The following is a 26,172-nucleotide window of genomic DNA, read 5'->3' on the forward strand; positions in this document are numbered from 1 at the left end:
CCCGTTGTCACGAGGCGACTCAGTGCGTCACGAAACCGTTGAGCCAGGTGAGGTTGGCCTTCAGGCCCCAGTTGGTGGAGCCGTTGCGCCAGGTGCTGTCGGTCACGCTCTGCAGGCCGGTGCAGCCGCCGACACGCTGGTAGCAGTGGTCGGCCGAGCCGTCACCGACGGCGCTGTCGCGGATCATGATCCAGCCGCTGCCGTTGGTGGCCAGGCATTCGTAGGCGAACGAGCCGCAGCTGCGCCCGGCGACCGACTCGGACGACGAGCGCACGCTGTTGACCGGGAAGCTGTCGCTCTGGCCGTTGACGATGCGCACGTTGTCCTTCGAGATCGTGTAGCCGCCGGGCGTCATGCACGAGCTCATCAGGTAGGTCGTGTACGACGTGTGCGAGCCCATGCCGTAGGCGGCACGCACGCGGGTGTCGTAGTTCTTCGCGTTGAGGGCGATCACCGAGCCCTGGCTGAAGCCGGCGACGACGATGCCCTTGGAACAGTCGGCGCTGGCGCGGGCGCACAGCTTGGAGATGGCGCTGCTGGTGGAGCCGCTGTTGTAGATGTAGCGCGCCTTCGAGAGGATCTGCGAGCAGGTGCCGAAGAGCGAGCTGTCGTACTGCACGGCGGCGGCGACGAAGCCCTTGGCGGCCATCTCGGCGACCGCGCCCATGGCCTGGGCGTTGTCATAGCTTTCGGTCGTGCCCACGGTGTAGATGAACACCGGGTGCTTGCCCGTGGCGGGCTCGGTGCCCTTGATCGAGTAGGTGGACAGGCCAGCCGAGTAGGAGCTGGTGAAGTCGCCGGCCCAGGCCGTGGCGGTGCCGAGAAGGGCGGCGGCGGCCCCGACGAAGGTGGCAGCGGTGCGGATCAGACGAGAGTGCATACGACGATCTCCATTGGGTGGGTGCCGGGCGGCGTCTCTGGCTTCCGCCCTCTTGTTGCCCTGAGACAGTTCAGGGTGGAGTCAATGTTGCACGGTAGTCCTGGCCGAAAACACAGGGAAAGCCCTTGGTTTGCGAGGGCTTGCTGAGGTTTTTGCCCGGTTGTGCAATCTTTCCGCTGGCCAATATTCGTCGGGTGTGCAGTTTTGTGGGGTGTGGGGTGAATGCCACCCCGGGCACGGAAGCGCGCCGCGCCGCAGGTCAGCGGCGTTCCACGACCACCGGCACGAGCTTCAGGGCCTCGCGGATGCGCGCGGCCGCATCGGTGGCTTCGCCGCGTGAGCCATAAGGCCCGGCCTGCAGGCGGAAGAGCTGCGGCTCGCCGATGACCGCCAGGCGAGGCGACAGCCAGTCCAGTTCGCCGGCCACTTGGCGCTGGAACTGTTCGGCCCCGTCGCGCTGGCGGAAGGCGCCCAGCTGCACCCAGAAGCCCGGGGCGACCGGCTCGGCGCGGTCGCTGCCATCGGTGCGGGCCGTGGCGACCGGCTCCGCCGCCTCGGGCGGGCCGTCGGCTTTCCAGGCGCCGCTTCGGATCTGCTCGTGCGTGAGCCGTTCCACCTCCACCGGCGCCACGCCGTTCAGCACGCCCAGGCGCAGCGCGGCGGTGTAGCTGAGGTCGATCACCCGGTCGGCGTGGAAGGGGCCTCGGTCGTTCACGCGCACGATCACCTCGCGCCCGTTGGCCGGGTTGCGCACCCGGGCGTAGCTCGGCAGCGGCATGGTCTTGTGCGCCGCGCTCATCGCATACATGTCGTAGGGCTCGCCGCTCGCCGTGGGCCGGCCGTGGAACTTGCGGCCATACCAGGACGCGAGGCCCTTCTCGGCCATCGGCTTGTCGGTCGTGACCGGCGTGTAGCTGCGCCCGTTCACCGTGTAGGGCTTGTTGGGGCCGCCGCTGCGGATGGGCTCGACCCGGGGCTGCGCATCGGGGGTCTTGTCGAGGCCGCTGGGCGGCTTGGCCTCGGGGCCGTCGCGGGTGGGGGTGGAGCTGCAGGCGGCGAGCAGTGCCAGCAGGAAGGCCGTCGCGGCCTGGGTCAGCCGGAGGGAGATGGGAGCGCCGAGCGGTGAGGCGTGCATGCCGAAAATTCTGGCAGACACCTCACCGCTGCGGACGGCCCGCCCCACACGAGGTAGGGCGAGGCCACGGAGGTGTCAGGGCGTGACGAAGCTCTTCAGCCAGTTCTGGTTGGCGTTCATCTGCCAGGCGGCGCTGCCGGTGCGGAAGCCGCTGTCGATGCCGCTTGGCGTGGTGCAGCCGCCGACCATCATGTAGCAGTGGTCGGCCGAGCCGTCTTGCACTTCGCTGCCGCGCACGATGTACCAGCCGCTGCCGTTGCTGCGGAAGCACGAGTACGCGCTGCTGCCGCACGAGAGGCCGGTGATCGCCTGGTTGGCAGTGCGCACGTTGCTCGCGGTCGGGCCGACGAAGGTGTCGGACTCGCCGTTGACGAGGCGGATGCGGTCGGCCGCCTGGGTGTGGCCGCCGTTGTTCATGCACGAGCTGAGGTTGTAGATGGAGTAGTTGGTGCCGGCGCCCTGGCCGTACGAGGCGCGCACGCGGCTGTCGTAGTTCTTCGCCAGCACCGAGATGATCGAACCCTGGCTCAGGCCGCCGGTGACCACGCCCTTGGAGCAGTCGGCCTTGCTGCGCGCGCACAGCTTGGCGATCGCGCTGTTGCTGCTGCCGCTGTTGAAGATGCAGCGCGCCTTGGTGCCGATGCTGGAGCAGGAGCCGAAGCTGCCGTTCGAGTACTCCACCGTGGCGGCGACGAAGCCCTTGTTGGCCATCGCCTGCACCTGCGTCATTGCCAGTTCGCCGTCGTAGGTCTCGCCGGTGCCGACGATGTGCACGTACACCGGGTACTTGCCCGTGGCGCTGGGCTCGTAGCCTTTGACGGTGTAGGTGCTGCCGCACAGGCTGGTGGTGCCGCCGCGGTAGGTGGTCGTGAATGAACTCTGCGCGAAGGCGCTGACGCTCAGCGAGGTGGCACACACGGCGAGGCCGAGTTGCAGCAGGCGTTTTCCGAAGGTCTTCATCTGGTTGTCTCCTGGTGGGTGTCGAACGGGTAAGCGGTGAACGGAACGAGGGCGCCTCAGTGCAGGCCCAGGCTGCGGGCTTCATGGAGCTGCTCGCCCTGGAAGTGCTGCTGCAGCAGCTCGTCGAGCAGGGCCGCGCGCTCGGGGCTGTCGAACGGGTGGGCCGCAAAGAGCGCCTCGCGCTGGCGCACGAAGGCGGGGTGGCGCAGCGACCAGGCCTGGCGGCGGGTGTCGAGCTGCTCGCGCTCGAGTTCGACCGGCGACTTCGCGCCCTCGACGTCGACGAACTGCCGGCGGCGGAACACCACCTCGTCGTCGCTCTCGCCCTCGTCGCGCATCTGCGCGGCGATGCGCTCCATCGCGACCGAGAACTCGGTGCCGGCGAACTCCTGCGCGGCCACCTCGGGTGGCAGGCCCATGCGCAGGGCGAACAGGCGCTGCGCCTGCTGCGCCTCGGTGAGGCTGGTGTCGGCAAAGATGCGCGCCGCTTCGCTCGCATAGATCGCACGCGCTTCCTGCACGCCGAAGAGCTCTTGCACCGTCACCGTGTCGAAATGACGGCGGCGCAGCGCCATGGTCTTGTCGAGCAGCTCGCGTGGCGGCACGGCGCCGTGTGCCTTCAGCTCGCGCAGCATCTCGCGCTCGGCGTCGCGGTAGGCGGCGTAGCGCTGCAGCAGCGGCCAGGCCCGCTCGGCGGCCAGCGGCGGCAGTTCGGCGCGCAGGCGCGGTTCGAGCGGTGCCAGCGGCTGGCCGCGGGCCACGAGCGCCAGCCAGCTGTCGAGCACCGGCAGGGTCTTGGCGCTGACGACCAGGCGCCCGAGCGCGTCGACGGTGAACGGGCTGCCGGCGCGCAGGGCGGGCGGTGGTGTGGCCGCGGTGTCGTCCGCCTCGGCGGGCAGCATCACGTCGGCCAGGCGCGCGCTGCGGTCGGGCGGAGCGCCCAGCGAATGGACGGGGTCGTGGCCTTCGTCGGACGGGTGCGCCAGGTACGACACACCGGCGGCGAGCGCCGCGACGCTGGCGACGGCCGCCCAGAACGGGGTGGAGAAGGCAGCCATCGGCGGACCTTTCTCGTGGTGGGTGGAGATCAAAACGTGCCGGCGCTGCGGCCCCAGGCGAGGCCGCAGCGCGCGTCACGACGGGCGGGTCGGGCTCAGTGCGTCACGAAGCCGTTGAGCCAGTTCAGGTTGGCCTTCAGGCCCCAGTTGGTGGAGCCGTTGCGCCAGGTGCTGTCGGTCGTGCTCTGCAGGCCCACGCAGCCTCCGACGCGCTGGTAGGGGTCTCCTCGTTTTCAGTGCAATAAGTGACGGTACGCAAAGCTAGCACTGGCGCGGGGGTGGTCTGGGTAGACCGTTGATTTCATTGACTTTCCTGTTCGCTTTGTAAACGGGTATGGTGGCCTCCCACTTTTGAGGTTCACGATGCAGGGTTGGCACACAACGTTTTTGGGGATGCGTGGGCTCCCCCGCGATATCAGCGACTTCGAGATGAAGGCATTTTTCACCTTCGATGGTGCCGAGCGCGACGCAATCAATGCACGCCGAGGTGATTCCCACAAGCTTGGTCTGGCGCTCCATATTGGTTTCCTGCGCATGAGTGGGCGTTTGCTCGGTGCCTTTCGGGTAATTCCAGTAGCCTTGTGGCGCCACCTTGGCAACGAGCTTGGCATTGCAGCACCAGAAGTCGCCTCGCTGAGAGCCATGTATGAACGCGGGCGCACGCTATTCGATCACCAACAAGTAGCCTGCACGGTCCTTGGATTCCAGTGGATGAGCGAGCACCAGCGCCGCTCACTGGTACGTGAACTGCGCGACGAAGTGGCGCGCTGCGCCGACCGCGATCAGCTACTCGTGCGGGCGCGTCAATGGCTGTACAAGAACAAGCTGGTGATCGTGCACGAGCGGGCAATTCGGACACTGATTGCGGCGGCACTTGCCCAGCTTGAAGTTGAAACAGGCACCGCCATCGCCGCCAGCGTTGATCCAGCAACACTTGATCGCTGGCGAGCCTCAGTTTCAGAGCTGCGCCCAGATGGACAAACCCAGCAGAGTTGGCTATGGGCTGCACCGGCGAAACACTCAACCCGCCAAATCAGCGAGGTACTGGAGCGCATCGACCTGCTTTACACGCTGGACGTTCATAAGCACCTGGCAGACATCCCCGATCTCATCTTGCGCCGCTACGCGCGCCGACTTGTCTCCAGGCCGCCCTCAGCCGGAGCCAAGATCAAAGAGCCAGCGCGCACCGTGGAGGTCGCATGCTTTCTTCGGTATTGCCTGTTCACCACCACAGACCAGTTGATCCTTATGGTGCAGCGCCGGATCGCCGATCTGTGGCGTCAGGCTGCCGCCGATGTCCCCGCTACCGTCAATTGGGCCGCAATGTACAAAACGCTGCTCGGCGAACTTGTTGCCTTGAGCGCGCAAGGTGCGGTGCCAGATGCTGAGTTGCGTGCCCGTCTTGAAGCCTTGATCACCGAAACCCAGAAACGCAAACCACCGAGCAGGGCCTCCCTGGTCCGCGAGGGATTGATTGATGGAATTCGCCCCGTGCGGTCGTTGCTCGTCGCCATTGCAAAGCTGCCCTGGCAGGCCACCGGCGAGCATCCTGCCATCGAGTACCTTGCCAAGCTGCAAGCTTTATATCTCAAAGGATCCAGAAAGCTGCCAGTTGAAGTGGTGGCACCAAGTCTGGGAATGATCTGGCAGGTTTCGATCTCCAGCCCAGACCGGGAACGGGCGTTTCAGGCGTTGGAGGTGGCCACCCTGTTTGCCCTGCGCCGCGCGGTGCGCAATGGCTCGGTCTGGATTGAGCACAGCCTGAGCTTTCGGGGTCGTGCGCGCTTGTTCTTCACGGACGAGCGTTGGCAGGCAGAGTCCAAGAAACACTATGCCCGTCTATCGTTACCCAGCAAGGCTGCCACTTTCTTGAAGCCTTTGCTGGCCAGAGTAACTGCCGGTGTCGATGCGGTGGCCGCTGCAGCCCGCAGTGGCGTACTGCGCGTGGATGATGAACTCCATTTGTCGCCATTGCCCGCAGAGGACGAAGACCCAGAAGTGACCAAGCTGCGCGCGGCTTTGGATCACCGCATCGGTGAGGTTCAATTGCCGGAAGTGATTCTGGCCGTTGACGCCCAGGTGCGCTTTAGCTGGATCATGCTCGGACGTGAGCCGCGCTCTACCGACGAGCTGCTGATGGTCTATGCCGGCATCATGGCCCACGGCACCAGTCTGACTGCGGTCGAATGCGCGCGCATGATTCCGCAATTGTCTGCCACCAGCATTCGCCAGGCCATGCGCTGGGCGCGGGACGAACGGCGTCTGAGCCAGGCCTGCCAGGCTGTGCTGGAATTCATGCAGCGACACCCGATTGCCGCCACCTGGGGGCGGTCCGATTTGGCATCTTCTGACATGATGAGCATGGAGACCACCAAACGGGTGTGGCAAGCCCGGCTTGATCCTCGGCGCAACACACCTTCCATTGGAATCTACTCCCATGTAAAAGACCGGTGGGGCATCTTCCATGCGCAGCCCTTTGTGCTCAATGAGCGCCAGGCGGGCGTGGCCATTGAAGGTGTCATCCGCCAAGAAAAGCTGGAGACCAGCCAGCTTGCTGTGGATACCCATGGCTACACCGACTTTGCCATGTCACATGCCCGTTTGCTTGGTTTTGATCTTTGCCCGCGGTTGAAGGAACTCAAACAGCGCCACCTCTTTGTGCCACGCGGCACCAAAGTGCCCGCAGAAATCGCTGCGGTGTGCGAAGCCAATGTCGACGTCGCTTTGATCGAAAAGCATTGGGATAGTCTGGTGCACCTGGCAGCCTCGGTCATGAGCGGACATGCCAGTGCGGTGGCAGCTCTTGCGCGGTTCGGTTCTGCCGCCCAGGGCGATCCAATCTATGAGGCTGGCGTGCAATTGGGGCGGTTGCTGCGTACGGCGTTTTTGGCTGACTACTTTGTCAAGGACGCTTTCAGGAACGAGTTGCGCCGGGTGCTCAATCGGGGCGAGGCTGTTAACGCCCTCAAGCGCGCCATTTATACCGGCCGGATCAGCCCGGCGCAGGCCAAACGTGTCGATGAAATGCAGGCTGTGGCCGATGCGTTGAGCCTGATGGCCAACATCGTGATGGCGTGGAATACCTCACAGATGCAGGCGGTCCTGGATCGCTGGTCGAACCGCCGCCAGGTCATTCCACCGGAACTGATCGGGAAGATTGCGCCCACCAAGCTGGAGAGCATCAACTTGCGGGGTGTGTTTCGCTTCCCGGTTGACCGCTATGCTGACCAAATCCTGCCTTCGCGGCCAAATGCATCGATAACTGGCACCAATGGATGAAACCGACCACGGTTTGACGCCACGAATCGCAGATTTGAAAGTGAACAGGAAAGTCAATGAAATCAACGATCTACCAACACCACCTCCGCGCCAGTGCTAGCTTTTCGTACCGTCACTTATTGCACTGAAAACGAGGAGACCCCAAGAAGAACCACCATTCGAAAAGGCGCCAGGGATGGTAGACCGGCGAGCCGAAGGCCTCGAACCACGGAGTGCCCAGACGCGCCTGATGGCCGAGTGCCGTAGCTGTCCACTGGGTTGCACCCCACACGCCGACCACGACGACGCCCAGAACCGCCGCGATCTGACCGTAGAGAACCCCCTGGTGGCTTTTGCCCTGAGCCTGCACCTTGACCTCCGATTCTGTGGCCCGCCATGCGGAGCCATGCGCGCGGCACGAAGGTGTGCCGCACGCATGAGCATCAAGGCTGGCTATCGGTGGGTCAAAGTCCGAAATCGACAGGCTCGCAACTCGGCCTGCAAGAATGCAAGTGGCAGCGTGCTGCCGCGTGTCATGGCTCCCTGAAACGATGCGCTTAGCACCGCTTCCATGCGCGAGATGAGTGCCACCGAGTGTGGCCACGAACGCAAGTTCAGAACTTGGGCGATTCCTTGGGTGGGTTGTACGGCACCTTGCCGTCCCCGAAAAATCGTCGCTTCGAGGCCTCGGCCACGCGGTCACAAAGTTCGTCGCCCAGTTTCGTGCGCTCGGTCTTGCACTGCTCTCTCAGCAGCTTCAACCGTTCTGGATCGGCCATAAACGATTCCAGCGAATCAGTGGGCTGCTGCTTGCCGCAGGCCGACAGAAGGAGGGTGGCCGAGGTAACTGCCAAGGCTGCTTTCCATTTGTGAAGCTTTTTCATGTCGTACTCCCTGGTGAAGTGTCCTGAGCATCATTGGCCGGCCGATCCGGCGCGTTTATGAGTGCTCTTTCTACGAAACGTCGCAAGGTCTCAGACGGGTCACCGATACGGTGGATCAGGTAGGTGGTCAGCAACGGTGTGCGGCCTGCCAATGGCCTGGTGACGATTTCTGGGTGGCTGCTGGTTGATACGTGTGCCTCTGTCGAAAAGCCCAACCCGTATCCCGCTGCCACTAGCGTCACCATGAGGTCGTGACTGGCGACTCGCTCAGCCACGATGGGCTCCATGTCAGTCGCGCGAAGTACCCGGTCCAGCTGGCGACAGCAGCCCTCGCAGACCTCAGGGTCGCACAGCACCAGTGGGTAGCGCAGGACCTCGTTCAGCGGCGGTTTCTCGTAGGCCAACAAGGGGTGACGCAAAGGCATCACCACCACTATCGTGTCGCTCCATGCCGGCACAGCAGACAGAGCCTCGCCGACATCCGTCCATTGGGAAAACCCCAAGTCATACAAGTCGGATTCGAGGCCCTTGATCTGCTGCGCCAGCGGAACCTCGTATAGGCGGATTTCCGTATCTGGCTCCTCTTCACGGCAACCCGATAGCAATGCAGTGAGACGGGCCTGCGAGATGTCTTCGGACAGCGCGATGCGCAACTGCCTCTGGTAACCGGCCGACACGGCCCGTACGCTGTCACGAGCCTGGGTCAGCGCAGCGAACACGCGTGGCACGTGATCCATGAAGACCTGACCAGAACGGGTCAGGCGCGTGCTGCGGGTGTTGCGGTCGAAGAGGCGGACCCCCAGCTCTTCTTCCAGTTCCTTGATCGCCCGCGAAAGTGGCGACTGTTCAATGTGAAGCTTCTCAGCGGCTCTGGCGAAGTGCAGTTCCTGAGCGACCGCCAAGAAGCACCGAAGGTGCCTCAGTTCCATTGTTTTCCCTGAATGTTTTCATTTTCTGCTTCAAGCTACTTCTGTTCTTAAATCGCTACCACCAGCTCGGGCACAGCGGTGAACAGGTCGGCCTCCAGGCCGTAGTCGGCCACGCTGAAGATCGGCGCCTCGGGGTCCTTGTTGATCGCCACGATCACCTTCGAATCCTTCATGCCCGCCAGGTGCTGGATCGCACCCGAGATGCCCGCGGCGATGTACAGCTGCGGCGCCACGATCTTGCCCGTCTGACCCACCTGCAGGTCGTTCGGGGCGTAGCCCGCGTCCACCGCCGCGCGGCTGGCACCGATGGCCGCGCCCAGCTTGTCGGCCAGCGGGGTCATCACTTCGTTGAACTTCTCGCTGCTGCCCAGCGCACGGCCACCGCTGACGATGATCTTGGCCGCCGTCAGTTCCGGGCGGTCGCTCTTGGCGATTTCGCTGCCCAGGTAGCTGCTCTTGCCGTTGCCCGCTGCGGCCGCAACCGGTTCCACGGCGGCCGATCCACCCTGGCCTGCCGGGTCGAAGCCGGTGGTGCGCACGGTGATGACTTTGGTGGCGTCGCCGCTCTGCACGGTGGCGATGGCGTTGCCGGCGTAGATGGGGCGCTCGAAGGTATCTTGGCTGATGACCTTGGTGATGTCGCTGATCTGCGCGACGTCGAGCTTGGCGGCCACGCGCGGAGCCACGTTCTTGCCGCCGGCCGTGGCAGGGAACAGGATGTGGCTGTAGGCATTGGCGATGGCCAGCACCTGGGCGGCGACGTTTTCGGCCAGGCCGTGGGCGAAGCCTTCGCCATCGGCGTGGATGACTTTGGCGACACCGGCGATCTGGGCGGCGGCGGCTGCAGCGGCAGCGGCGTTGTGGCCGGCCACCAGCACGTGCACGTCACCGCCGCAGGCAGCGGCGGCGGACACGGTGTTGAGGGTCGCGCCCTTGATGGCGGCGTTGTCGTGTTCGGCAATGACGAGTGCGGTCATGTTGTTTCTTCCTCAGATCACTTTGGCTTCGTTCTTGAGCTTGTCCACCAGGGCGGTCACATCGGGCACCTTCACGCCGGCGCCGCGCTTGGCCGGTTCGGCGACCTTCAGAGTCTTCAGGCGCGGCGCCACATCGACACCGAGGTCGGCCGGCTTGACAGTCTCCAGCGGCTTCTTCTTGGCCTTCATGATGTTGGGCAGCGTCACATAACGCGGCTCGTTCAGGCGCAGGTCGGTGGTGACCACGGCCGGCAGCGAGACTTCCAGCGTCTCCAGGCCACCATCGATTTCGCGGGTGACCTTGGCCTTGTCACCAGCGACTTCCACTTTGGATGCGAAGGTGGCCTGCGGCAGGTCGGCCAGGGCCGCCAGCATCTGGCCGGTCTGGTTGGCGTCGTCGTCGATCGCCTGCTTGCCCAGGATGATCAGACCCGGTTGTTCCTTGTCCACCAGGGCCTTGAGCAGCTTGGCCACGGCCAGGGGCTGCAGCTCGACATCGGTCTCGACCAGGATGGCGCGGTCGGCACCGATGGCCATGGCCGTGCGCAGGGTTTCCTGGCACTGGGCCACGCCGCAGGAAACGGCGATGACCTCGGTGGCCGCACCTTTCTCCTTCAGGCGCACGGCTTCTTCCACTGCGATCTCGTCAAACGGGTTCATGCTCATCTTGACGTTGGCGATGTCCACGCCGGTGCCGTCGCTCTTGACGCGCACCTTGACGTTGTAGTCCACCACGCGTTTGACGGGGACGATGATTTTCATGGTGTGGATCCCTTCAGACGCGTTCGACGATCAAGGCAATGCCCTGCCCCACGCCGATGCACATGGTGCACAGCGCGTAGCGTCCGCCGGTGGCGTGCAAGCGATTGACCGCCGTGGTGGCCAGACGCGCACCGCTGGCGCCCAGCGGGTGGCCCAGCGCGATGGCGCCGCCCCAGGCGTTGACGCGTGCGTCGTCGTCCGACAGGCCCAGCTGGCGCAGCACGGCCAGACCTTGCGCCGCAAAGGCTTCGTTGAGTTCGATCACGTCCAGCTGCTCCAGCGTCAGGCCGGTGAGCGCGAGCACTTTCTGCGTGGCCGGCGCCGGGCCGATGCCCATGATGCGCGGGGCCACGCCGGCGGTGGCCATGCCAACGATGCGGGCCTTGGGCGTCAAGCCGCTCTTCGCGGCCGTGGCCTCATCGGCCAGCAGCAGCGCGCAGGCGCCGTCGTTCACACCGCTGGCGTTGCCCGCGGTCACCGTGCCGTCCGGGCGTACCACACCATTGAGTTTGGCCAGGATTTCCAGACTTGTTTCGCGCGGGTGTTCATCGGTGTCCACCAGCACGGCATCGCCCTTTTTCTGTGGGATGCTCACGGCACAGATTTCGCGCGCCAGGTGGCCGGCCTTGATCGCTGCCACGGCCTTCATCTGGCTGGCCAGGGCCATGCGGTCCTGCGCTTTGCGCTCGATCTGGAAGTCCGTCGCCACGTTCTCGGCGGTTTCGGGCATCGAGTCCACGCCGTACTGCGCTTTCATCAGCTTGTTGACGAAGCGCCAGCCGATGGTGGTGTCGTAGACAGCGTTGTTACGGGAAAACGCGCTTTCGGCCTTGGGCATGACGAAGGGCGCTCGGCTCATGCTCTCCACACCGCCGGCGATCATCAAGCCGGCTTCACCGGCTTTGATGGCGCGAGCTGCGGTACCGATGGCGTCCAAGCCAGAACCACACAGGCGGTTGACGGTCGATCCTGGCACTTCAAGTGGCAATCCTGCCAACAATCCGCTCATTCGCGCCACATTGCGGTTGTCTTCACCAGCCTGGTTGGCGCAGCCGAAGATGATGTCAGTCACCGAGGCCCAGTCAACACTGGGATTGCGCGTCATGAGGGCGCGCAAGGGCACGGCGCCGAGGTCGTCGGCACGCACCGACGATAGCGCGCCGCCGTAGCGGCCGAAGGGGGTGCGGATGGCGTCGCAGATGAAGGCTTGGGAAGTGGTCATGGCAGGAAACAAAAAAAGAGAAATACAGGGACAAAAGAGAGGTGCGCGGCTCAGCCGAGCAGGTGGTCCAGCATGGCCGGCGTAGCGCGTACAGCGCCAAAGCCGTTGGCCGCAACGAGCCGATCCAGCTCCTGCTCCAGCAGATCCCGTGGCTGGGTACGGGCCCAGTGCACGGGGCCTCCCACCCAGGACGGGAAGCCGTAGCCGTTGACCAAGACGACGTCGATGTCGCCTGCGCGGTGCGCCACCCCTTCGCTGAACAGCAGCGCGGCTTCGTTCACCATGGCCAGCAGGGCTCGGCGCTGGATCGTCTCGGCCGACAGTGGCGAGCGCTCGATGCCGCGCGCGGCCGAGGCCTGCGCGATGACGCCACGCACCACCTCGTCGGTGGCGGGGCTGGCCTTGCCGTCGGTGTAGGTGTAGTAGCCCGCCTGGGTCTTGCGTCCCATGCGGCCCATCTCGCACAGGCGGTCGAGGATGTGCACATAACGCTCCCGCGGGTCACGGGTGGCGGCGCCGGCCTGCCGCATGCGCCAAGCGATGTCCAGGCCCGAGAGATCGGCCACGGCGAACGGCCCCATGGCGAAGCCGAAATCGGTCAGTGCACGATCCACGTCCTCGGGCCAGGCCCCGTCTTCCAACATGAACTCGCACTGCTTGCGGTAGGCGTTGTAGATACGATTGCCGATGAAGCCAAAGGCGTTGCCGCACAGGATGGGCGTTTTCTTGAGCTCGCGGCCCAGGGCCATGCCGGTGGCGATCACGTCGGGTGCGCTGTCGCGCCCTTGCACCACCTCCAGTAGCTTCATGACGTTGGCCGGGCTGAAGAAGTGCAGGCCCAGCACGTCCTGCGGCCGGGACGTGACCGATGCGATCGCGTCGATGTCCAGGTAGGAGGTGTTGGTGGCCAGCACCGCGTCCGCCCGCGCGTGTGCGTCGATCTGGCGAAACACCGACTGCTTGACTGCCAGGTCCTCAAACACGGCTTCGATCACCACGTCGACCGACTGCAGCGCCGACCAGTCCAGCGTGGCCGTCAGCCGGCCTTGCAGGCTTTCGGCCTTTGCAGCATCGACTTTGCCGGCTTTCACACGCGCAACGAAGTGCTCGGAGATACGTGCGGAACCACGCGCCAGCGCCTCGCCCGACTGCTCCAGCAGGCAGACCTGCAGGCCCGCCTCCAGCGCGGCGATGGCGATGCCCGAGCCCATGGTACCGGCGCCGATGACGGCGACCCGATCGAAGTCGCGCGACTCGGCAGACAGACTGGGCGGCAGCTTGCCGGACTCGCGCTGGACCCGGAACTGGTAGCGCAAGGCAGCCGCTTCGGGGCTCTGCATCAGCGCCAGGAACAGCTCGCGTTCGCGCTGCATGCCGGCGTCGAACGGCAGAGCGCTCGCCTGTACCGCGTCCAGCAAGGCCTGGTAGGCGGGCTGCGCGCGCTGGCGGGCGTTGAACCGGGCCAAAGCCTCGCTAACTGCTGCCCGGGCAGCATCCGCATTGACGCTGCGGTCACGTGCCCGCGACAGGGGGAAATCAGCCTGCGCCAATTCCAGGGCCAGGGCCGACGCAGCGGCCCACAGGTCTTGCGGCACCACACGGTCCAGCAACCCTGAAGCCGTGAGCTCGTCGGCGGTCAGGGGCTGGCCCGTGAGCATCATTGCCAGCGCCCGCTCCGCCCCCACCAGGCGCGGCAGTTTCTGGGTGGCGCCGGAGCCAGGAATCAGGCCCAGCTGGATCTCCGGCGTACCGAGCCGGGCCGAAGCCAGGGCCACCCGTGCATGGCAGCCCAGGGCCAGTTCCAGCCCACCGCCGAGCGCGACGCCGGAGATGGCGGCCACCACCGGCTTTGAGCAGCTTTCGAGTGCCGCGATGACGTCGCGCAGCATGGGCGTTTCAAACTGCAGTGGCGTGCCGAACTCGGACACGTCAGCGCCAGCCGAAAAGGCTTTTTCGGTGCCGATGAGCACGATAGCCGCCACCTGCGGATCGGCATCGGCGGCGCGCACCGAATCGACGATATGTCGGCGCAGCGCGATGCCCAGGCTGTTGACGGGCGGTGCGTTGAGTTCGATGCATGCCACACGTGAGGCAATAGAAGAAGACGGGGTCATGTGGGCAGTACCGGATATCAGATGATGTGACGGGTTTTGAGTGCGTCCAGCTCGCCATCGGAGAGAGTCACCAGGGACTGGAGCACTTCCTGCGTGTGCTGGCCAAGCAGCGGCGGTGCGCTGCGGTAGGTCACGGGCGTCGACGACAGCTTGAGCGCGCTGCCCGGCACGCTCACCTGGCCCGCGGTGGGATGGGGCAGGTCCTGGCGCATTTCACGGGCCAGCACCTGAGGGTCCTGGAACACATCGGCCATGTCATTGATGGGGCCGCAAGGCACACCGACCTCTTCCAACAGCCGGATCCATGTATCGCGCGGTTGCAGGAGCATCAGCGATTCCAGCAGCGGTACCAACTGGTCGCGATGCCGCACGCGGGCAGGGTTGGTGGCAAAGCGCGGATCGTCGGCCAGTTCGGGTTGGCCGGCAGCCTGGGTGAGCTTTCGGAACTGCCCGTCGTTTCCACAAGCGACGATGACCCAACCATCGGCCACCTTGAACACCTGGTAAGGAACGATGTTGGGGTGTGCATTACCCCAGCGTGCCGGAGGTTTGCCTGTGGCCAGGTAGTTCGTGGCCATATTGGCCATCATGGCAACCTGCGTGTCCAGCAAGCAAATGTCCAGGTACTGCCCTTCGCCTGTGCGCTCCCTGTGATTCAACGCAGCCAGTATGGCAATGGTGGCATGCGCACCTGTGAACAGGTCGGCGATAGCGACGCCGGCTTTCTGGGGGGACGCGCCTGGTTGACCATCCCGCTCGCCGGTAACGCTCATGAACCCGCCCATGCCTTGTACGATGAAGTCGTAGCCAGCGCGCGGCGCGTACGGGCCAGTCTGACCGAAGCCGGTGATCGAGCAATAGATGAGACTGGGCTGTTCTCTGCGCAGACTCTCGTAGTCGAGCCCGTAGCGCTGCATGTCCCCGACCTTGAAGTTCTCGACCAACACGTCGCATTGCGCCACCAGGCGACGGACCAAGTCCTGGCCCTCGGGAGTTGAGATGTCTAGCGTGACGGACCGTTTGTTCCGGTTCACCGCCAAGTAGTAGGCTGCTTCGGTCGTGTCCTGCCCTGCGGCATCATGTGCGTAGGGTGGCCCCCACTGCCGCGTGTCGTCGCCCTGGCCCGGGCGTTCGATCTTGATCACGTCCGCTCCCAGGTCGGCCAGTGTCTGCGTGCACCAAGGACCAGCAAGAACCCGTGTCAGATCCAGCACTCGAATATGGCTAAGGGCTCCCATACGATCAATCCAGCTGCACATTGGCGGTTTGAACAACCTTTGACCACTTGTTGGCCTCGGCTTGGATATAGGCCGCAAACTGCGCCGGACTGTCAGGAGCGGCCTCTGCGCCTTGCTCCTTGAGTGTTTGTCTTACTTCGGCCTGCACCAGAATCTGTCGAATTTCTTCGTTGAGCCGGCCAACCAAGCTAGCAGGCACAGAAGCGGGGGCCCACATGCCAAACCATGAACTGGCGTCGTATCCCGCGACACCCGATTCAGCGATCGTGGGCACCTCTGGTAACGCAGCGGAGCGTTTGGCCGTGGTCACAGCGACCGCACGCAGTGCACCGGATTTGATGTGAGGCATGGCCGACGGCAAATTGTCAAACATGCAGGTGGTCTGGCCGCCGATCAAATCAGTGATCGCCGGCGCACTTCCGCGGTAGGGTACGTGCGACATAGAGACCTGAGCCATTTGCTCAAACATGGCTCCGCACAAGTGAATCGATGTTCCGTTGCCAGCCGACGCATATGTCAACTTGCCAGGATCGGCCTTTGCCGCCGCGATCAGATCCTTGACCGTCTTGATCTGCGACGACGAATTGACTACCAACACGTTCGGCACCATTGCGATCAAACTGATTGGTGCGAAGTCCTTGAAGGGATCGTAGGCAAGCTTCTTGTACAGGTACTGGTTGATGGAATGCGTACCGATCGTGCCCAACAACAGCGTGTAGCCATCGCCTGCAGCCTTGGCAACCATTGCCGAACCGACGGAGCCTCCGGCACCGGGTTTGTTTTCTACCACCACCGTTCCACCCAGACGAGAGGCCAGATGACGCCCTACCAGGCGACCGAGGATGTCGGTGGTTCCGCCGGCTGGAAAGGGAACCAAAATCGTGATGGGCTTGCTCGGATACCCAGACTGGGCCCAAGTCGGCAGCACGATGGTTATGGCTGTCATAGACAAAATCTGACGACGGCTCATGTGTGATTTGATCAGTCTGGACATGCGTGTCTCCGGTAGTTGAAAGAAAGAAGGAATGCCTATCAGTCCCGCCGCATCAGCTGCTTGCCGATGATCAGCTGCTGGATCTGTGTCGTGCCTTCGTACAGGCGCAGTAGGCGCACGTCGCGGTAGAAGCGCTCGACCTTGTACTCGTTGATGTAGCCTGCGCCACCGTGGATCTGCACGCCGCGGTCTGCCACACGGCCGACCATCTCGGTCGTGAAAAGCTTGGTACACGAGGCCTGCATGCTCACCTCGGGATCGTTTACGCCAAAGGGCTTGGCGTCGTAGCGCCGTGCCACGGCCTTCACCATGGACCACCCCGCCAGCAGTTCAGCCTGGCTGTCCGCCAGCATGGCCTGCACCAGCTGGAAATCCCCGATGCGCTGGCCGAACTGCTTGCGCTCCTGGGCATAGGCCACCGATTCGTTGAGGATGCGTTGTGCCATGCCGCAGGCCAGGGCCGACACGTGCAGGCGCCCGCGGTCCAGCACCTTCATGGCCGTTTTGAAACCCTTGCCAGGTACGCCGCCGATGATGTTGACTGCCGGCACCCGCACGTTGTCCAGGTTCACGTCACAGGTCTTCGTGCCGCGCTGGCCCATCTTCTTGTCCGGCTTGCCCAGGGTGATGCCGGGCAGGTCCGACGGGACGATGAAGGCCGAGATGCCGCCGGCGCCCGGTCCGTCGGTGCGCGCCATCAGCGTGAAAGCACCGGCGCGTGGCGCGTTGGTGATGTAACGCTTGCTGCCACTGAGCAGGTAGTCGTCGCCTTCGCGCACACCGCGGGTCTGCAGGGCCGCAGCGTCCGACCCAGCGTTGGGCTCGGTAAGCGCGAAAGAAATGATCAGCTCGCCGCTGGCGATACGGGGCAGGTATTCGGCCTTCTGTTCAGCCGTGCCGTCCATCAGGATGCCCTGTGAACCGATGCCGATGTTGGTGCCCACCACCGAGCGGAAGGCCAAGGCTGTCTGCCCCAGCTCAAAGGCCACTTCGCATTCCTGCACCATCGACAGGCCGATGCCGCCGAACTCCTCCGGAATCGACAGGCCAAACAGGCCCAGCTCTTTCATGTCGTCGACGATGTCCGAGGGGACGTCATCGTGCTCTTCCACGCTGTTTTCGGCGGGGACCAGACGCTCACGAATGAAGCGTTGCACGCTGTCCTTGAGCAAAGAAAAGGTTTCTGTGTCGAGTGCCATGAGGTTTGAAGTCAGAAGTGGTGCCCGAGACCGGGCATTGAGGGGTGCGGGGGATTGTGTTGTTCGCACATTGACTTGACAATCCGTTCGATGTTTAACACTGTGTCAAAATTCGTTTGACAGTTGATCCATGGACCTGACCGGACTTGTGCTGTTGGTAGACATCCTTGATGCTGGCAACCTGAGCAGTGCCGCGCGCAAGCTCAAAGTCAGCCGCGCCAACGTCAGCTACCACCTGCAGCAACTGGAGAAGTCGGTGGGTGTGCAACTGGTGCGCCGGACCACACGGCGCATCGAACCGACCGAAATCGGCCAGACGCTCTACCGGCACGGGCGCGCCATCCGCGACGAACTGACCGCCGCCCAGGAAGCCATCGACACGCTGGGACGCGGTCTGCACGGCGCGGTCCGGGTCAGTGTGCCCACCGGTTTCGGGCAACTGGTCATGACCGGCTGGCTGCTGGAGTTCAAACGCCAGTACCCTGAGATCAGTCTGGAACTGCTGTTTGAAAACCGTGTGGACGACCTGCTGCGCGACGAAGTCGATGTCGCCATCCGGGTGATGTCCGACCCGCCAGAAGCCTTGGTGGCGCGGGAACTTGCACAGGTGCGCTACGTGGCATGTGCCTCTGATGCCTTTGCCCGGACAAAAGGTTTGCCAGAGGACTTGGAAGCCCTTCGGAAGGTGCCACTGATCACATCGTCGGTGGTCGGACGGGAACTGCGGCTGTCGGCATACAAAGATGAGGCGCGCCAGGAAGTCACGCTGAGCCCGACGCTGGCGTCGGAGAACTTTCAGTTCCTGCGCGAGGCCATTCTATCGGGACTGGGTATCGGCCTGGTCCCCAGTTACGTCGTTCAGGAAGACGTGAAGATGGGGCGCGTAGTCACCGCACTCGACTCCTGGCGCCTCAGCATTTTTGGCACCCGGCTTTTCCTGCTGCGGATGCCGGGGCGGTACCAAACTCAGGCCGTGCGAACGTTTATCGACTTCATCGTCGACAAGGCTTCCCGCTGGTCGTGATGCTGGGCCCAAGCGCCTCAAGGGCTGGCGCAAGACCGCCTGAACTCGGCAGGGGTTACATTCAGAACCCGTCGAAAAACGCGTGTCATATGGCTCTGATCTGAGAACCCGCAGTTGGCGGCCACCACCTTGAGCGGAACGTCCGGACGCGCCAGTTGTCGCTGAGCGTGTTTGACTCGTTGATCCAGTACATAGGCGTGTGGAGCACACTGAAACTCGGCACGAAACTTACGTATGAAAGCGAAGACGCTCAGCTGGGCCAGTCCTGCCAGATCCTGCAGTGAAATGTTCTGGTCAAGGTGTTCTTCTATGTACTGCACCACCAGCCGACACTGGGCCTGAGACAGCCGGCCATAGGAGCGGTATTCCCGAAAAACAACCTTGGTGTATTGGCGCAGCATGTGAATGCACAGTTGAGCCTTCAAGGCGTCCACATAGAGTTGGCCGCCCAACATGCCGCAGTTGAGTTCGTTCTCAAACAAGGTGGTCAAGGCAGGCAAAACCGGATCTTCGGCCCGGATCATGTCCCGCATCTCCACATCCCTGATGTCTTTGTCGAAGACTTCACCAGCAACACGCGCGACGGCGCTTTGGGAAAGGTATAGGTGGGACACATCGATCGCCTTGTCCCATCGCCACCGAGACTGTTCTGCGCGGGTCAAGATGGAAACGACGCCCGGTTCGACCCTTGCCGACTGCCATGAACCACCGCTTCGCCGGCTCATTTCTGCCACACCACCCCGATAGACGACGATCATGAAATCCCGCATCGTGGGTATTTCGACATCGAGACTGTCGTAGCGGTAGCCCTTCAGAACGGTTTCTTCCCACCCCAGGGGCGTGCTATCCAGAGTGAGTCGGCCGGGGATCCAGCGCGGCACTTCGTCGGGCGTGATCAAGGCGTTCATGAAACAAGCTCCGAAAACTATTGAAGAGAAACCTAAATTCTTGAAGATCAGAGACTCACACCCAGAGGGAAGACCCTCCGAAATCAGCAAAGATTTCAAGTTTCGGATCAATAACCAATCAATTTACAACTTCCCAGCAACGGCGTTCATAGGGTTTGCCCAGACGGAAGCGTTAAGCGCCGAGCGATGCGATGGCAGGGAAGAAACACGCACCTGCTGCTCGCAATGCGAGTAACTGGAAAGGTGCTTTGCCACGCATGCGCCAATGGTGTTCTGACAACCTTTGGTCATCGGTCCTACCGGACCGATGACCGGTTGTAGGCCACCGAATCAAAATACCTTGAGCATCCTGACGTTCAGACGACTGGATTCCTTGAATCCGTTGTCGACCTTCAAATCGCGACCGACAGACACTAACACTTGTAGGGAGGGACTGACAAAAGTCGATGCTGTCAGGGACATTTTGGTGGTGGCCATCTCGTTGTTCAAGGACACGCCGTTTACCTTCTGAACGCCGCCAAAGGTGTGTGACAGGCCCACTGCAAACAAGGTACCCGGGCTTTGATGCCAGTTCAGCGAACCCTGCAGTTGGTAGAGCGGTTTTTGTTGAAGCGTGTCCGTACCCGAGGCCCCAAAATCCTTGTTCTTCCCGAACAGGGTTGCGTCGATAGCCCCTTCTGCATCAATCTGTTTGCTCAGTTGGTACGTGCCACCGAACTGGAAAATGGCTTTCCATCGGTTCTCACCAATGTTAAGTGTCTGCCCCTTGTTGTAATCACCGGTTGGCAGGACCAGGTAGGGAGCAAACGAGAAAGAGTTCCGCGACGCCGTGCCCGCCTTGGCAAACCAGATCGGGCTGGCCAAGATCAAGTCACCGGTACTCGACGCATTGCCAAGCCCTGCGACCACGCCACCTGTGCGCAAACGCGCCCAAGGCAGCAACACCTGCGGTGCAACGATCTGGCCCGAGACATCGACTGGGCGAACATACCGAAGAATCGCCACGTCCGAGCCAAGTTTTGCGTTGAGGGTTTGTTGCCCGTTGGTGTAGAGGGCGTTCCTGTTGGCGTGCTGCGCATAGAGCAGAAACAGGTTGGTGCCTGGTGGCGGGGCGGTCCAATCCCCTGGATCGGTGTCGATGGCATGGACCGAGCTCATCACGGATGCAGTAAGAATCATCGCAAACACAGAACGCAGCCCGGCCAAGCTACGGAAGCACTGAATATTCATCTTGTCTCCTGGAAATTTATTTGAATCACATACTCGAGGACACGTTGGACCAAGAGCGTTCGGCACAGTCATGGGCCAAGATATGAACTCATCGGGTGTCGATGTTTCTCCTTTTTCGTTCACGTACTCAACGAACCAAGCGGCTGGGTTCAGTAGCCGCAGTTATCGAGAACGTCAGTTGAGTTGGGATATGAACTTGGTGGTCAGGTAGCCATCGAACGTTTCGCTACCGCCTTCGCTGCCGTAGCCGCTCTCCTTGAGACCCCCAAACGGTGTCTCGGCCAGCGCCAATCCGATGTGGTTGATCGACACCATGCCGGCCTCCAGTCCACGAGAGATGGCATGCGCGTTTTTGGCTGACCTGGTGAAGGCATAGGAAGCCAAGCCAAAGGGCAGTCGGTTGGCGCGCTGCAACGCATCCTCCAAGTTACCGAAGCGGGGTCTCCTCGTTTTCAGTGCAATAAGTGACGGTACGCAAAGCTAGCACTGGCGCGGGGGTGGTCTGGGTAGACCGTTGATTTCATTGACTTTCCTGTTCGCTTTGTAAACGGGTATGGTGGCCTCCCACTTTTGAGGTTCACGATGCAGGGTTGGCACACAACGTTTTTGGGGATGCGTGGGCTCCCCCGCGATATCAGCGACTTCGAGATGAAGGCATTTTTCACCTTCGATGGTGCCGAGCGCGACGCAATCAATGCACGCCGAGGTGATTCCCACAAGCTTGGTCTGGCGCTCCATATTGGTTTCCTGCGCATGAGTGGGCGTTTGCTCGGTGCCTTTCGGGTAATTCCAGTAGCCTTGTGGCGCCACCTTGGCAACGAGCTTGGCATTGCAGCACCAGAAGTCGCCTCGCTGAGAGCCATGTATGAACGCGGGCGCACGCTATTCGATCACCAACAAGTAGCCTGCACGGTCCTTGGATTCCAGTGGATGAGCGAGCACCAGCGCCGCTCACTGGTACGTGAACTGCGCGACGAAGTGGCGCGCTGCGCCGACCGCGATCAGCTACTCGTGCGGGCGCGTCAATGGCTGTACAAGAACAAGCTGGTGATCGTGCACGAGCGGGCAATTCGGACACTGATTGCGGCGGCACTTGCCCAGCTTGAAGTTGAAACAGGCACCGCCATCGCCGCCAGCGTTGATCCAGCAACACTTGATCGCTGGCGAGCCTCAGTTTCAGAGCTGCGCCCAGATGGACAAACCCAGCAGAGTTGGCTATGGGCTGCACCGGCGAAACACTCAACCCGCCAAATCAGCGAGGTACTGGAGCGCATCGACCTGCTTTACACGCTGGACGTTCATAAGCACCTGGCAGACATCCCCGATCTCATCTTGCGCCGCTACGCGCGCCGACTTGTCTCCAGGCCGCCCTCAGCCGGAGCCAAGATCAAAGAGCCAGCGCGCACCGTGGAGGTCGCATGCTTTCTTCGGTATTGCCTGTTCACCACCACAGACCAGTTGATCCTTATGGTGCAGCGCCGGATCGCCGATCTGTGGCGTCAGGCTGCCGCCGATGTCCCCGCTACCGTCAATTGGGCCGCAATGTACAAAACGCTGCTCGGCGAACTTGTTGCCTTGAGCGCGCAAGGTGCGGTGCCAGATGCTGAGTTGCGTGCCCGTCTTGAAGCCTTGATCACCGAAACCCAGAAACGCAAACCACCGAGCAGGGCCTCCCTGGTCCGCGAGGGATTGATTGATGGAATTCGCCCCGTGCGGTCGTTGCTCGTCGCCATTGCAAAGCTGCCCTGGCAGGCCACCGGCGAGCATCCTGCCATCGAGTACCTTGCCAAGCTGCAAGCTTTATATCTCAAAGGATCCAGAAAGCTGCCAGTTGAAGTGGTGGCACCAAGTCTGGGAATGATCTGGCAGGTTTCGATCTCCAGCCCAGACCGGGAACGGGCGTTTCAGGCGTTGGAGGTGGCCACCCTGTTTGCCCTGCGCCGCGCGGTGCGCAATGGCTCGGTCTGGATTGAGCACAGCCTGAGCTTTCGGGGTCGTGCGCGCTTGTTCTTCACGGACGAGCGTTGGCAGGCAGAGTCCAAGAAACACTATGCCCGTCTATCGTTACCCAGCAAGGCTGCCACTTTCTTGAAGCCTTTGCTGGCCAGAGTAACTGCCGGTGTCGATGCGGTGGCCGCTGCAGCCCGCAGTGGCGTACTGCGCGTGGATGATGAACTCCATTTGTCGCCATTGCCCGCAGAGGACGAAGACCCAGAAGTGACCAAGCTGCGCGCGGCTTTGGATCACCGCATCGGTGAGGTTCAATTGCCGGAAGTGATTCTGGCCGTTGACGCCCAGGTGCGCTTTAGCTGGATCATGCTCGGACGTGAGCCGCGCTCTACCGACGAGCTGCTGATGGTCTATGCCGGCATCATGGCCCACGGCACCAGTCTGACTGCGGTCGAATGCGCGCGCATGATTCCGCAATTGTCTGCCACCAGCATTCGCCAGGCCATGCGCTGGGCGCGGGACGAACGGCGTCTGAGCCAGGCCTGCCAGGCTGTGCTGGAATTCATGCAGCGACACCCGATTGCCGCCACCTGGGGGCGGTCCGATTTGGCATCTTCTGACATGATGAGCATGGAGACCACCAAACGGGTGTGGCAAGCCCGGCTTGATCCTCGGCGCAACACACCTTCCATTGGAATCTACTCCCATGTAAAAGACCGGTGGGGCATCTTCCATGCGCAGCCCTTTGTGCTCAATGAGCGCCAGGCGGGCGTGGCCATTGAAGGTGTCATCCGCCAAGAAAAGCTGGAGACCAGCCAGCTTGCTGTGGATACCCATGGCTACACCGACTTTGCCATGTCACATGCCCGTTTGCTTGGTTTTGATCTTTGCCCGCGGTTGAAGGAACTCAAACAGCGCCACCTCTTTGTGCCACGCGGCACCAAAGTGCCCGCAGAAATCGCTGCGGTGTGCGAAGCCAATGTCGACGTCGCTTTGATCGAAAAGCATTGGGATAGTCTGGTGCACCTGGCAGCCTCGGTCATGAGCGGACATGCCAGTGCGGTGGCAGCTCTTGCGCGGTTCGGTTCTGCCGCCCAGGGCGATCCAATCTATGAGGCTGGCGTGCAATTGGGGCGGTTGCTGCGTACGGCGTTTTTGGCTGACTACTTTGTCAAGGACGCTTTCAGGAACGAGTTGCGCCGGGTGCTCAATCGGGGCGAGGCTGTTAACGCCCTCAAGCGCGCCATTTATACCGGCCGGATCAGCCCGGCGCAGGCCAAACGTGTCGATGAAATGCAGGCTGTGGCCGATGCGTTGAGCCTGATGGCCAACATCGTGATGGCGTGGAATACCTCACAGATGCAGGCGGTCCTGGATCGCTGGTCGAACCGCCGCCAGGTCATTCCACCGGAACTGATCGGGAAGATTGCGCCCACCAGGCTGGAGAGCATCAACTTGCGGGGTGTGTTTCGCTTCCCGGTTGACCGCTATGCTGACCAAATCCTGCCTTCGCGGCCAAATGCATCGATAACTGGCACCAATGGATGAAACCGACCACGGTTTGACGCCACGAATCGCAGATTTGAAAGTGAACAGGAAAGTCAATGAAATCAACGATCTACCAACACCACCTCCGCGCCAGTGCTAGCTTTTCGTACCGTCACTTATTGCACTGAAAACGAGGAGACCCCATGAACGTGGTGGAGTTCCACACGTGGAACTCGACGGTCAGGCACATCGACAAGCCGGACAGGATCATCTTCGACCTGGACCCCGGCGAGGGTGTCCCCTGGTCGCACGTCCAGGAAGGTGCGCAGTTGATGCGCGCACTGCTCTCCGAACTGGGCCTGCAGAGCTGGCTCAAGACCTCGGGTGGCAAGGGCTTGCATGTCGTCGTGCCGATCGCCCCGAGGCTCGACTACGAGACGGTGAAGGACTTCTTTCAGGCGGCGGTCCAACACATGGCGCGGACCATCCCGCAGCGATTCGTGTCCAAGTCCGGGAGCACGAACCGTGTCGGCCGAATCTTCATCGACTACCTGCGCAACGGTCACGCGCAGACGACAGCGGCTGCGTTCTCGGCGCGCGCGCGGCCTGGCGTCGGCGTGTCGATGCCCATCGCCTGGGAAGAGCTAACGCGCATCAAGAGCGGCTCGCATTGGACGGTGGCCACCGCACGCGAGTACCTCTCGTTCCAGGCAGGCGATCCGTGGGGCGACTACTGGAAGACGCGGCAGCCGCTCGCCCGCGCACGCAAGGTGCTCGGCGGATAACGGCGTCGCTCAGCGCCGGCGTTTGGCAGGCAGCACCGAGCGCACGGCGGCGTCGAGCTGCTCTGGAGTGGGCAGCTTTCCTTGCAGCGCCGCAGGCAGCTGCGATTGCAGTCGGTACTCGGCAACGCCGATGGGATTGGCCTTGGTCTTGAGCGAGAACTCGACTTCGAGGTTGTCCTTCTCCGCGCAGAGGATGATGCCGATCGACGGCTCGTCACCTGGGCCGCGCTCCTTTTCGTTGAGCAGGTTGAGGTAGAAGTCCATCTTCCCGGCGTACTCGGGCTCGAAGGGACCCACCTTCAGCTCGACGGCGACGAGCGACCGCAAGAAGCGGTGATAGAAGAGAAGATCGACGAAGTATTCCTTGTTGCCCAGGGTGAGGCGGTGCTGCTGGCCGATCCAGCAGAAGCCATAGCCCAGCTCCAGGATGAAATCGCGCAGGCGTTCGATGAGTCGCGCCTCAAGTTCGCGTTCCAGCACGGCCTGGCCAAGACCGAGGAACTCGAGGTTGTAGCTGCTCTTCAGCGCTTCTTCCGCCTGCTCGGCCAGATGCTCCGGGAGCACGGACGGGAAGTTGTGCGATTTGCCCTCGGCGCGTGTGCGCTCGTAGGCCTGGCCTTTCACCTGGTTGAGCAGCACGGCGCGGCTCCAGCCGAAGCGGGCGCTGCCCTTGAGGTAGTACAGCCGCGCTGCAGGGTCTGCGACCTTCATCAGCACGTTGACGTGGTGGCCCCAGGGGACGTCGACGACGAGATCTCGCACAGCTTGTGCGAGTCCTTCCGGTGAGGACAAGCCGTCCGTCGCCACGCCCTCCTGGGCGCCAGCTTCTCGCACAAGCTGTGCGAGAAAGTCGGGCGCCGTGTAGACGTCGATGGCCTGGCGCATTCGCCACAGGTTCGACGCCGAGAAGCCGGTGTTGCCAGGGTAGGCCGCCAGTAAGTCCCGCGCAACGTTCTCCACGACGGCTTCGCCCCAGCCGTGACTGGTCTGCTTTTCCTTGATGGCCAGCCCGATGTCCCAGTACAGCTCGAGCAACTCGCGATTGACTGCCCGCGCCGCGCTCAAACGGGCGCGGCCGATGCGCGCCTTCAGGTCGGCGAGGAATGCGACGTAGGCGGTGTCGGGGAGGTTCTCTTTGCTGGACATCTGGTCAATGTAGCGAATTGGCCCGGCTCGA

General features: G+C 62.6%; 19 protein-coding genes and 3 pseudogenes. 4 read left to right on the forward strand and 18 right to left on the reverse strand.

Annotated features, from left to right (window positions below):
- Positions 1 to 19: 19 nt before the first annotated feature.
- The 4 genes from RXV79_RS27645 to RXV79_RS27660 form a co-directional block, all read right to left on the reverse strand.
- Positions 20 to 880, reverse strand: a complete 861-nt coding sequence (locus tag RXV79_RS27645) for a hypothetical protein (RefSeq protein ID WP_316704656.1) — start codon at positions 878 to 880, stop codon at positions 20 to 22.
- 259 nt (positions 881 to 1,139) lie between these two features.
- On the reverse strand, positions 1,140 to 2,015 hold the full coding sequence (locus tag RXV79_RS27650) for a septal ring lytic transglycosylase RlpA family protein (RefSeq protein ID WP_316704657.1): 876 nt from the start codon (positions 2,013 to 2,015) through the stop codon (positions 1,140 to 1,142).
- A 75-nt stretch (positions 2,016 to 2,090) separates the two neighbouring features.
- Positions 2,091 to 2,975, reverse strand: coding sequence for a hypothetical protein (locus RXV79_RS27655; protein WP_257826917.1), 885 nt, complete (start codon positions 2,973 to 2,975; stop codon positions 2,091 to 2,093).
- Positions 2,976 to 3,031: 56 nt separating this feature from the next.
- Entirely contained in the window at positions 3,032 to 4,033 is a 1,002-nt protein-coding gene (locus RXV79_RS27660) for a lipase secretion chaperone (RefSeq protein ID WP_316704659.1), read from the reverse strand.
- 363 nt (positions 4,034 to 4,396) lie between these two features.
- Between RXV79_RS27660 and RXV79_RS27665 the strand changes: the two genes are divergently transcribed.
- Positions 4,397 to 7,312, forward strand: coding sequence for a Tn3-like element IS1071 family transposase (locus RXV79_RS27665; RefSeq protein WP_044402914.1), 2,916 nt, complete (start codon positions 4,397 to 4,399; stop codon positions 7,310 to 7,312).
- A 145-nt stretch (positions 7,313 to 7,457) separates the two neighbouring features.
- On the opposite strand, the pseudogene RXV79_RS27670 reads toward RXV79_RS27665, so the two are convergent.
- The 10 genes and pseudogenes from RXV79_RS27670 to RXV79_RS27715 form a co-directional block, all read right to left on the reverse strand.
- Positions 7,458 to 7,661 (reverse strand): annotated as a pseudogene (locus RXV79_RS27670) (hypothetical protein); the annotation flags it as partial.
- 244 nt (positions 7,662 to 7,905) lie between these two features.
- The gene (locus RXV79_RS27675; protein WP_057598389.1) at positions 7,906 to 8,175 is read right to left on the reverse strand and encodes an EexN family lipoprotein; all 270 of its coding nucleotides are present in this window, start codon (positions 8,173 to 8,175) and stop codon (positions 7,906 to 7,908) included.
- Positions 8,172 to 9,104: a LysR family transcriptional regulator gene (locus tag RXV79_RS27680; protein WP_057597550.1), complete on the reverse strand. Its 933-nt coding sequence runs from the start codon at positions 9,102 to 9,104 to the stop codon at positions 8,172 to 8,174. The genes RXV79_RS27675 and RXV79_RS27680 overlap by 4 nt, the downstream gene beginning before the upstream one ends.
- Positions 9,105 to 9,151: 47 nt before the next feature.
- Positions 9,152 to 10,081 carry an electron transfer flavoprotein subunit alpha/FixB family protein gene (locus tag RXV79_RS27685; protein ID WP_057597549.1) on the reverse strand — a complete coding sequence of 310 codons (930 nt, stop codon included), beginning with the start codon at positions 10,079 to 10,081 and terminating at the stop codon, positions 9,152 to 9,154.
- Positions 10,082 to 10,093: 12 nt separating this feature from the next.
- The gene (locus tag RXV79_RS27690) at positions 10,094 to 10,843 is read right to left on the reverse strand and encodes an electron transfer flavoprotein subunit beta/FixA family protein (protein ID WP_057597548.1); all 750 of its coding nucleotides are present in this window, start codon (positions 10,841 to 10,843) and stop codon (positions 10,094 to 10,096) included.
- A 13-nt stretch (positions 10,844 to 10,856) separates the two neighbouring features.
- Positions 10,857 to 12,065: a 3-oxoadipyl-CoA thiolase gene (gene pcaF, locus RXV79_RS27695; protein WP_316704672.1), complete on the reverse strand. Its 1,209-nt coding sequence runs from the start codon at positions 12,063 to 12,065 to the stop codon at positions 10,857 to 10,859.
- A 50-nt stretch (positions 12,066 to 12,115) separates the two neighbouring features.
- Positions 12,116 to 14,179, reverse strand: a complete 2,064-nt coding sequence (locus RXV79_RS27700; protein ID WP_316704673.1) for a 3-hydroxyacyl-CoA dehydrogenase NAD-binding domain-containing protein — start codon at positions 14,177 to 14,179, stop codon at positions 12,116 to 12,118.
- A 17-nt stretch (positions 14,180 to 14,196) separates the two neighbouring features.
- Positions 14,197 to 15,417, reverse strand: a complete 1,221-nt coding sequence (locus RXV79_RS27705; RefSeq protein ID WP_316704730.1) for a CaiB/BaiF CoA transferase family protein — start codon at positions 15,415 to 15,417, stop codon at positions 14,197 to 14,199.
- A gap of 4 nt (positions 15,418 to 15,421) precedes the next feature.
- On the reverse strand, positions 15,422 to 16,411 hold the full coding sequence (locus tag RXV79_RS27710) for a Bug family tripartite tricarboxylate transporter substrate binding protein (protein ID WP_316704675.1): 990 nt from the start codon (positions 16,409 to 16,411) through the stop codon (positions 15,422 to 15,424).
- 38 nt (positions 16,412 to 16,449) lie between these two features.
- Positions 16,450 to 17,610, reverse strand: coding sequence for an acyl-CoA dehydrogenase family protein (locus RXV79_RS27715; protein ID WP_316704678.1), 1,161 nt, complete (start codon positions 17,608 to 17,610; stop codon positions 16,450 to 16,452).
- Between the two features lie 130 nt (positions 17,611 to 17,740).
- On the opposite strand from RXV79_RS27715, the gene RXV79_RS27720 reads away from it, so the two are divergent.
- On the forward strand, positions 17,741 to 18,634 hold the full coding sequence (locus RXV79_RS27720) for a LysR family transcriptional regulator (protein ID WP_273424560.1): 894 nt from the start codon (positions 17,741 to 17,743) through the stop codon (positions 18,632 to 18,634).
- Positions 18,635 to 18,651: 17 nt separating this feature from the next.
- Here the strand turns inward: RXV79_RS27720 and RXV79_RS27725 are convergent, their stop codons facing one another.
- The 3 genes and pseudogenes from RXV79_RS27725 to RXV79_RS27735 all read right to left on the reverse strand — a co-directional run.
- Entirely contained in the window at positions 18,652 to 19,542 is an 891-nt protein-coding gene (locus tag RXV79_RS27725; protein ID WP_316704681.1) for an AraC family transcriptional regulator, read from the reverse strand.
- A 330-nt stretch (positions 19,543 to 19,872) separates the two neighbouring features.
- Positions 19,873 to 20,772: a transporter gene (locus RXV79_RS27730; protein WP_273424562.1), complete on the reverse strand. Its 900-nt coding sequence runs from the start codon at positions 20,770 to 20,772 to the stop codon at positions 19,873 to 19,875.
- Positions 20,773 to 20,946: 174 nt separating this feature from the next.
- Positions 20,947 to 21,207: pseudogene (locus RXV79_RS27735) on the reverse strand (aldehyde dehydrogenase family protein); the annotation flags it as partial.
- A 147-nt stretch (positions 21,208 to 21,354) separates the two neighbouring features.
- Here RXV79_RS27735 and RXV79_RS27740 point away from each other — a divergent pair.
- Entirely contained in the window at positions 21,355 to 24,270 is a 2,916-nt protein-coding gene (locus RXV79_RS27740; protein WP_003049965.1) for a Tn3-like element IS1071 family transposase, read from the forward strand.
- Positions 24,271 to 24,413: 143 nt separating this feature from the next.
- Positions 24,414 to 24,995 (forward strand): annotated as a pseudogene (locus tag RXV79_RS27745) (DNA primase small subunit domain-containing protein); the annotation flags it as partial.
- Positions 24,996 to 25,004: 9 nt separating this feature from the next.
- Here the strand turns inward: RXV79_RS27745 and RXV79_RS27750 are convergent.
- Entirely contained in the window at positions 25,005 to 26,141 is a 1,137-nt protein-coding gene (locus RXV79_RS27750) for a PDDEXK nuclease domain-containing protein (protein WP_316704683.1), read from the reverse strand.
- Positions 26,142 to 26,172 lie beyond the last annotated feature (31 nt).

Origin of the sequence: Piscinibacter gummiphilus (assembly GCF_032681285.1) — a bacterium.
Classification (GTDB): Bacteria; Pseudomonadota; Gammaproteobacteria; order Burkholderiales; family Burkholderiaceae_C; genus Rhizobacter; species Rhizobacter gummiphilus_A.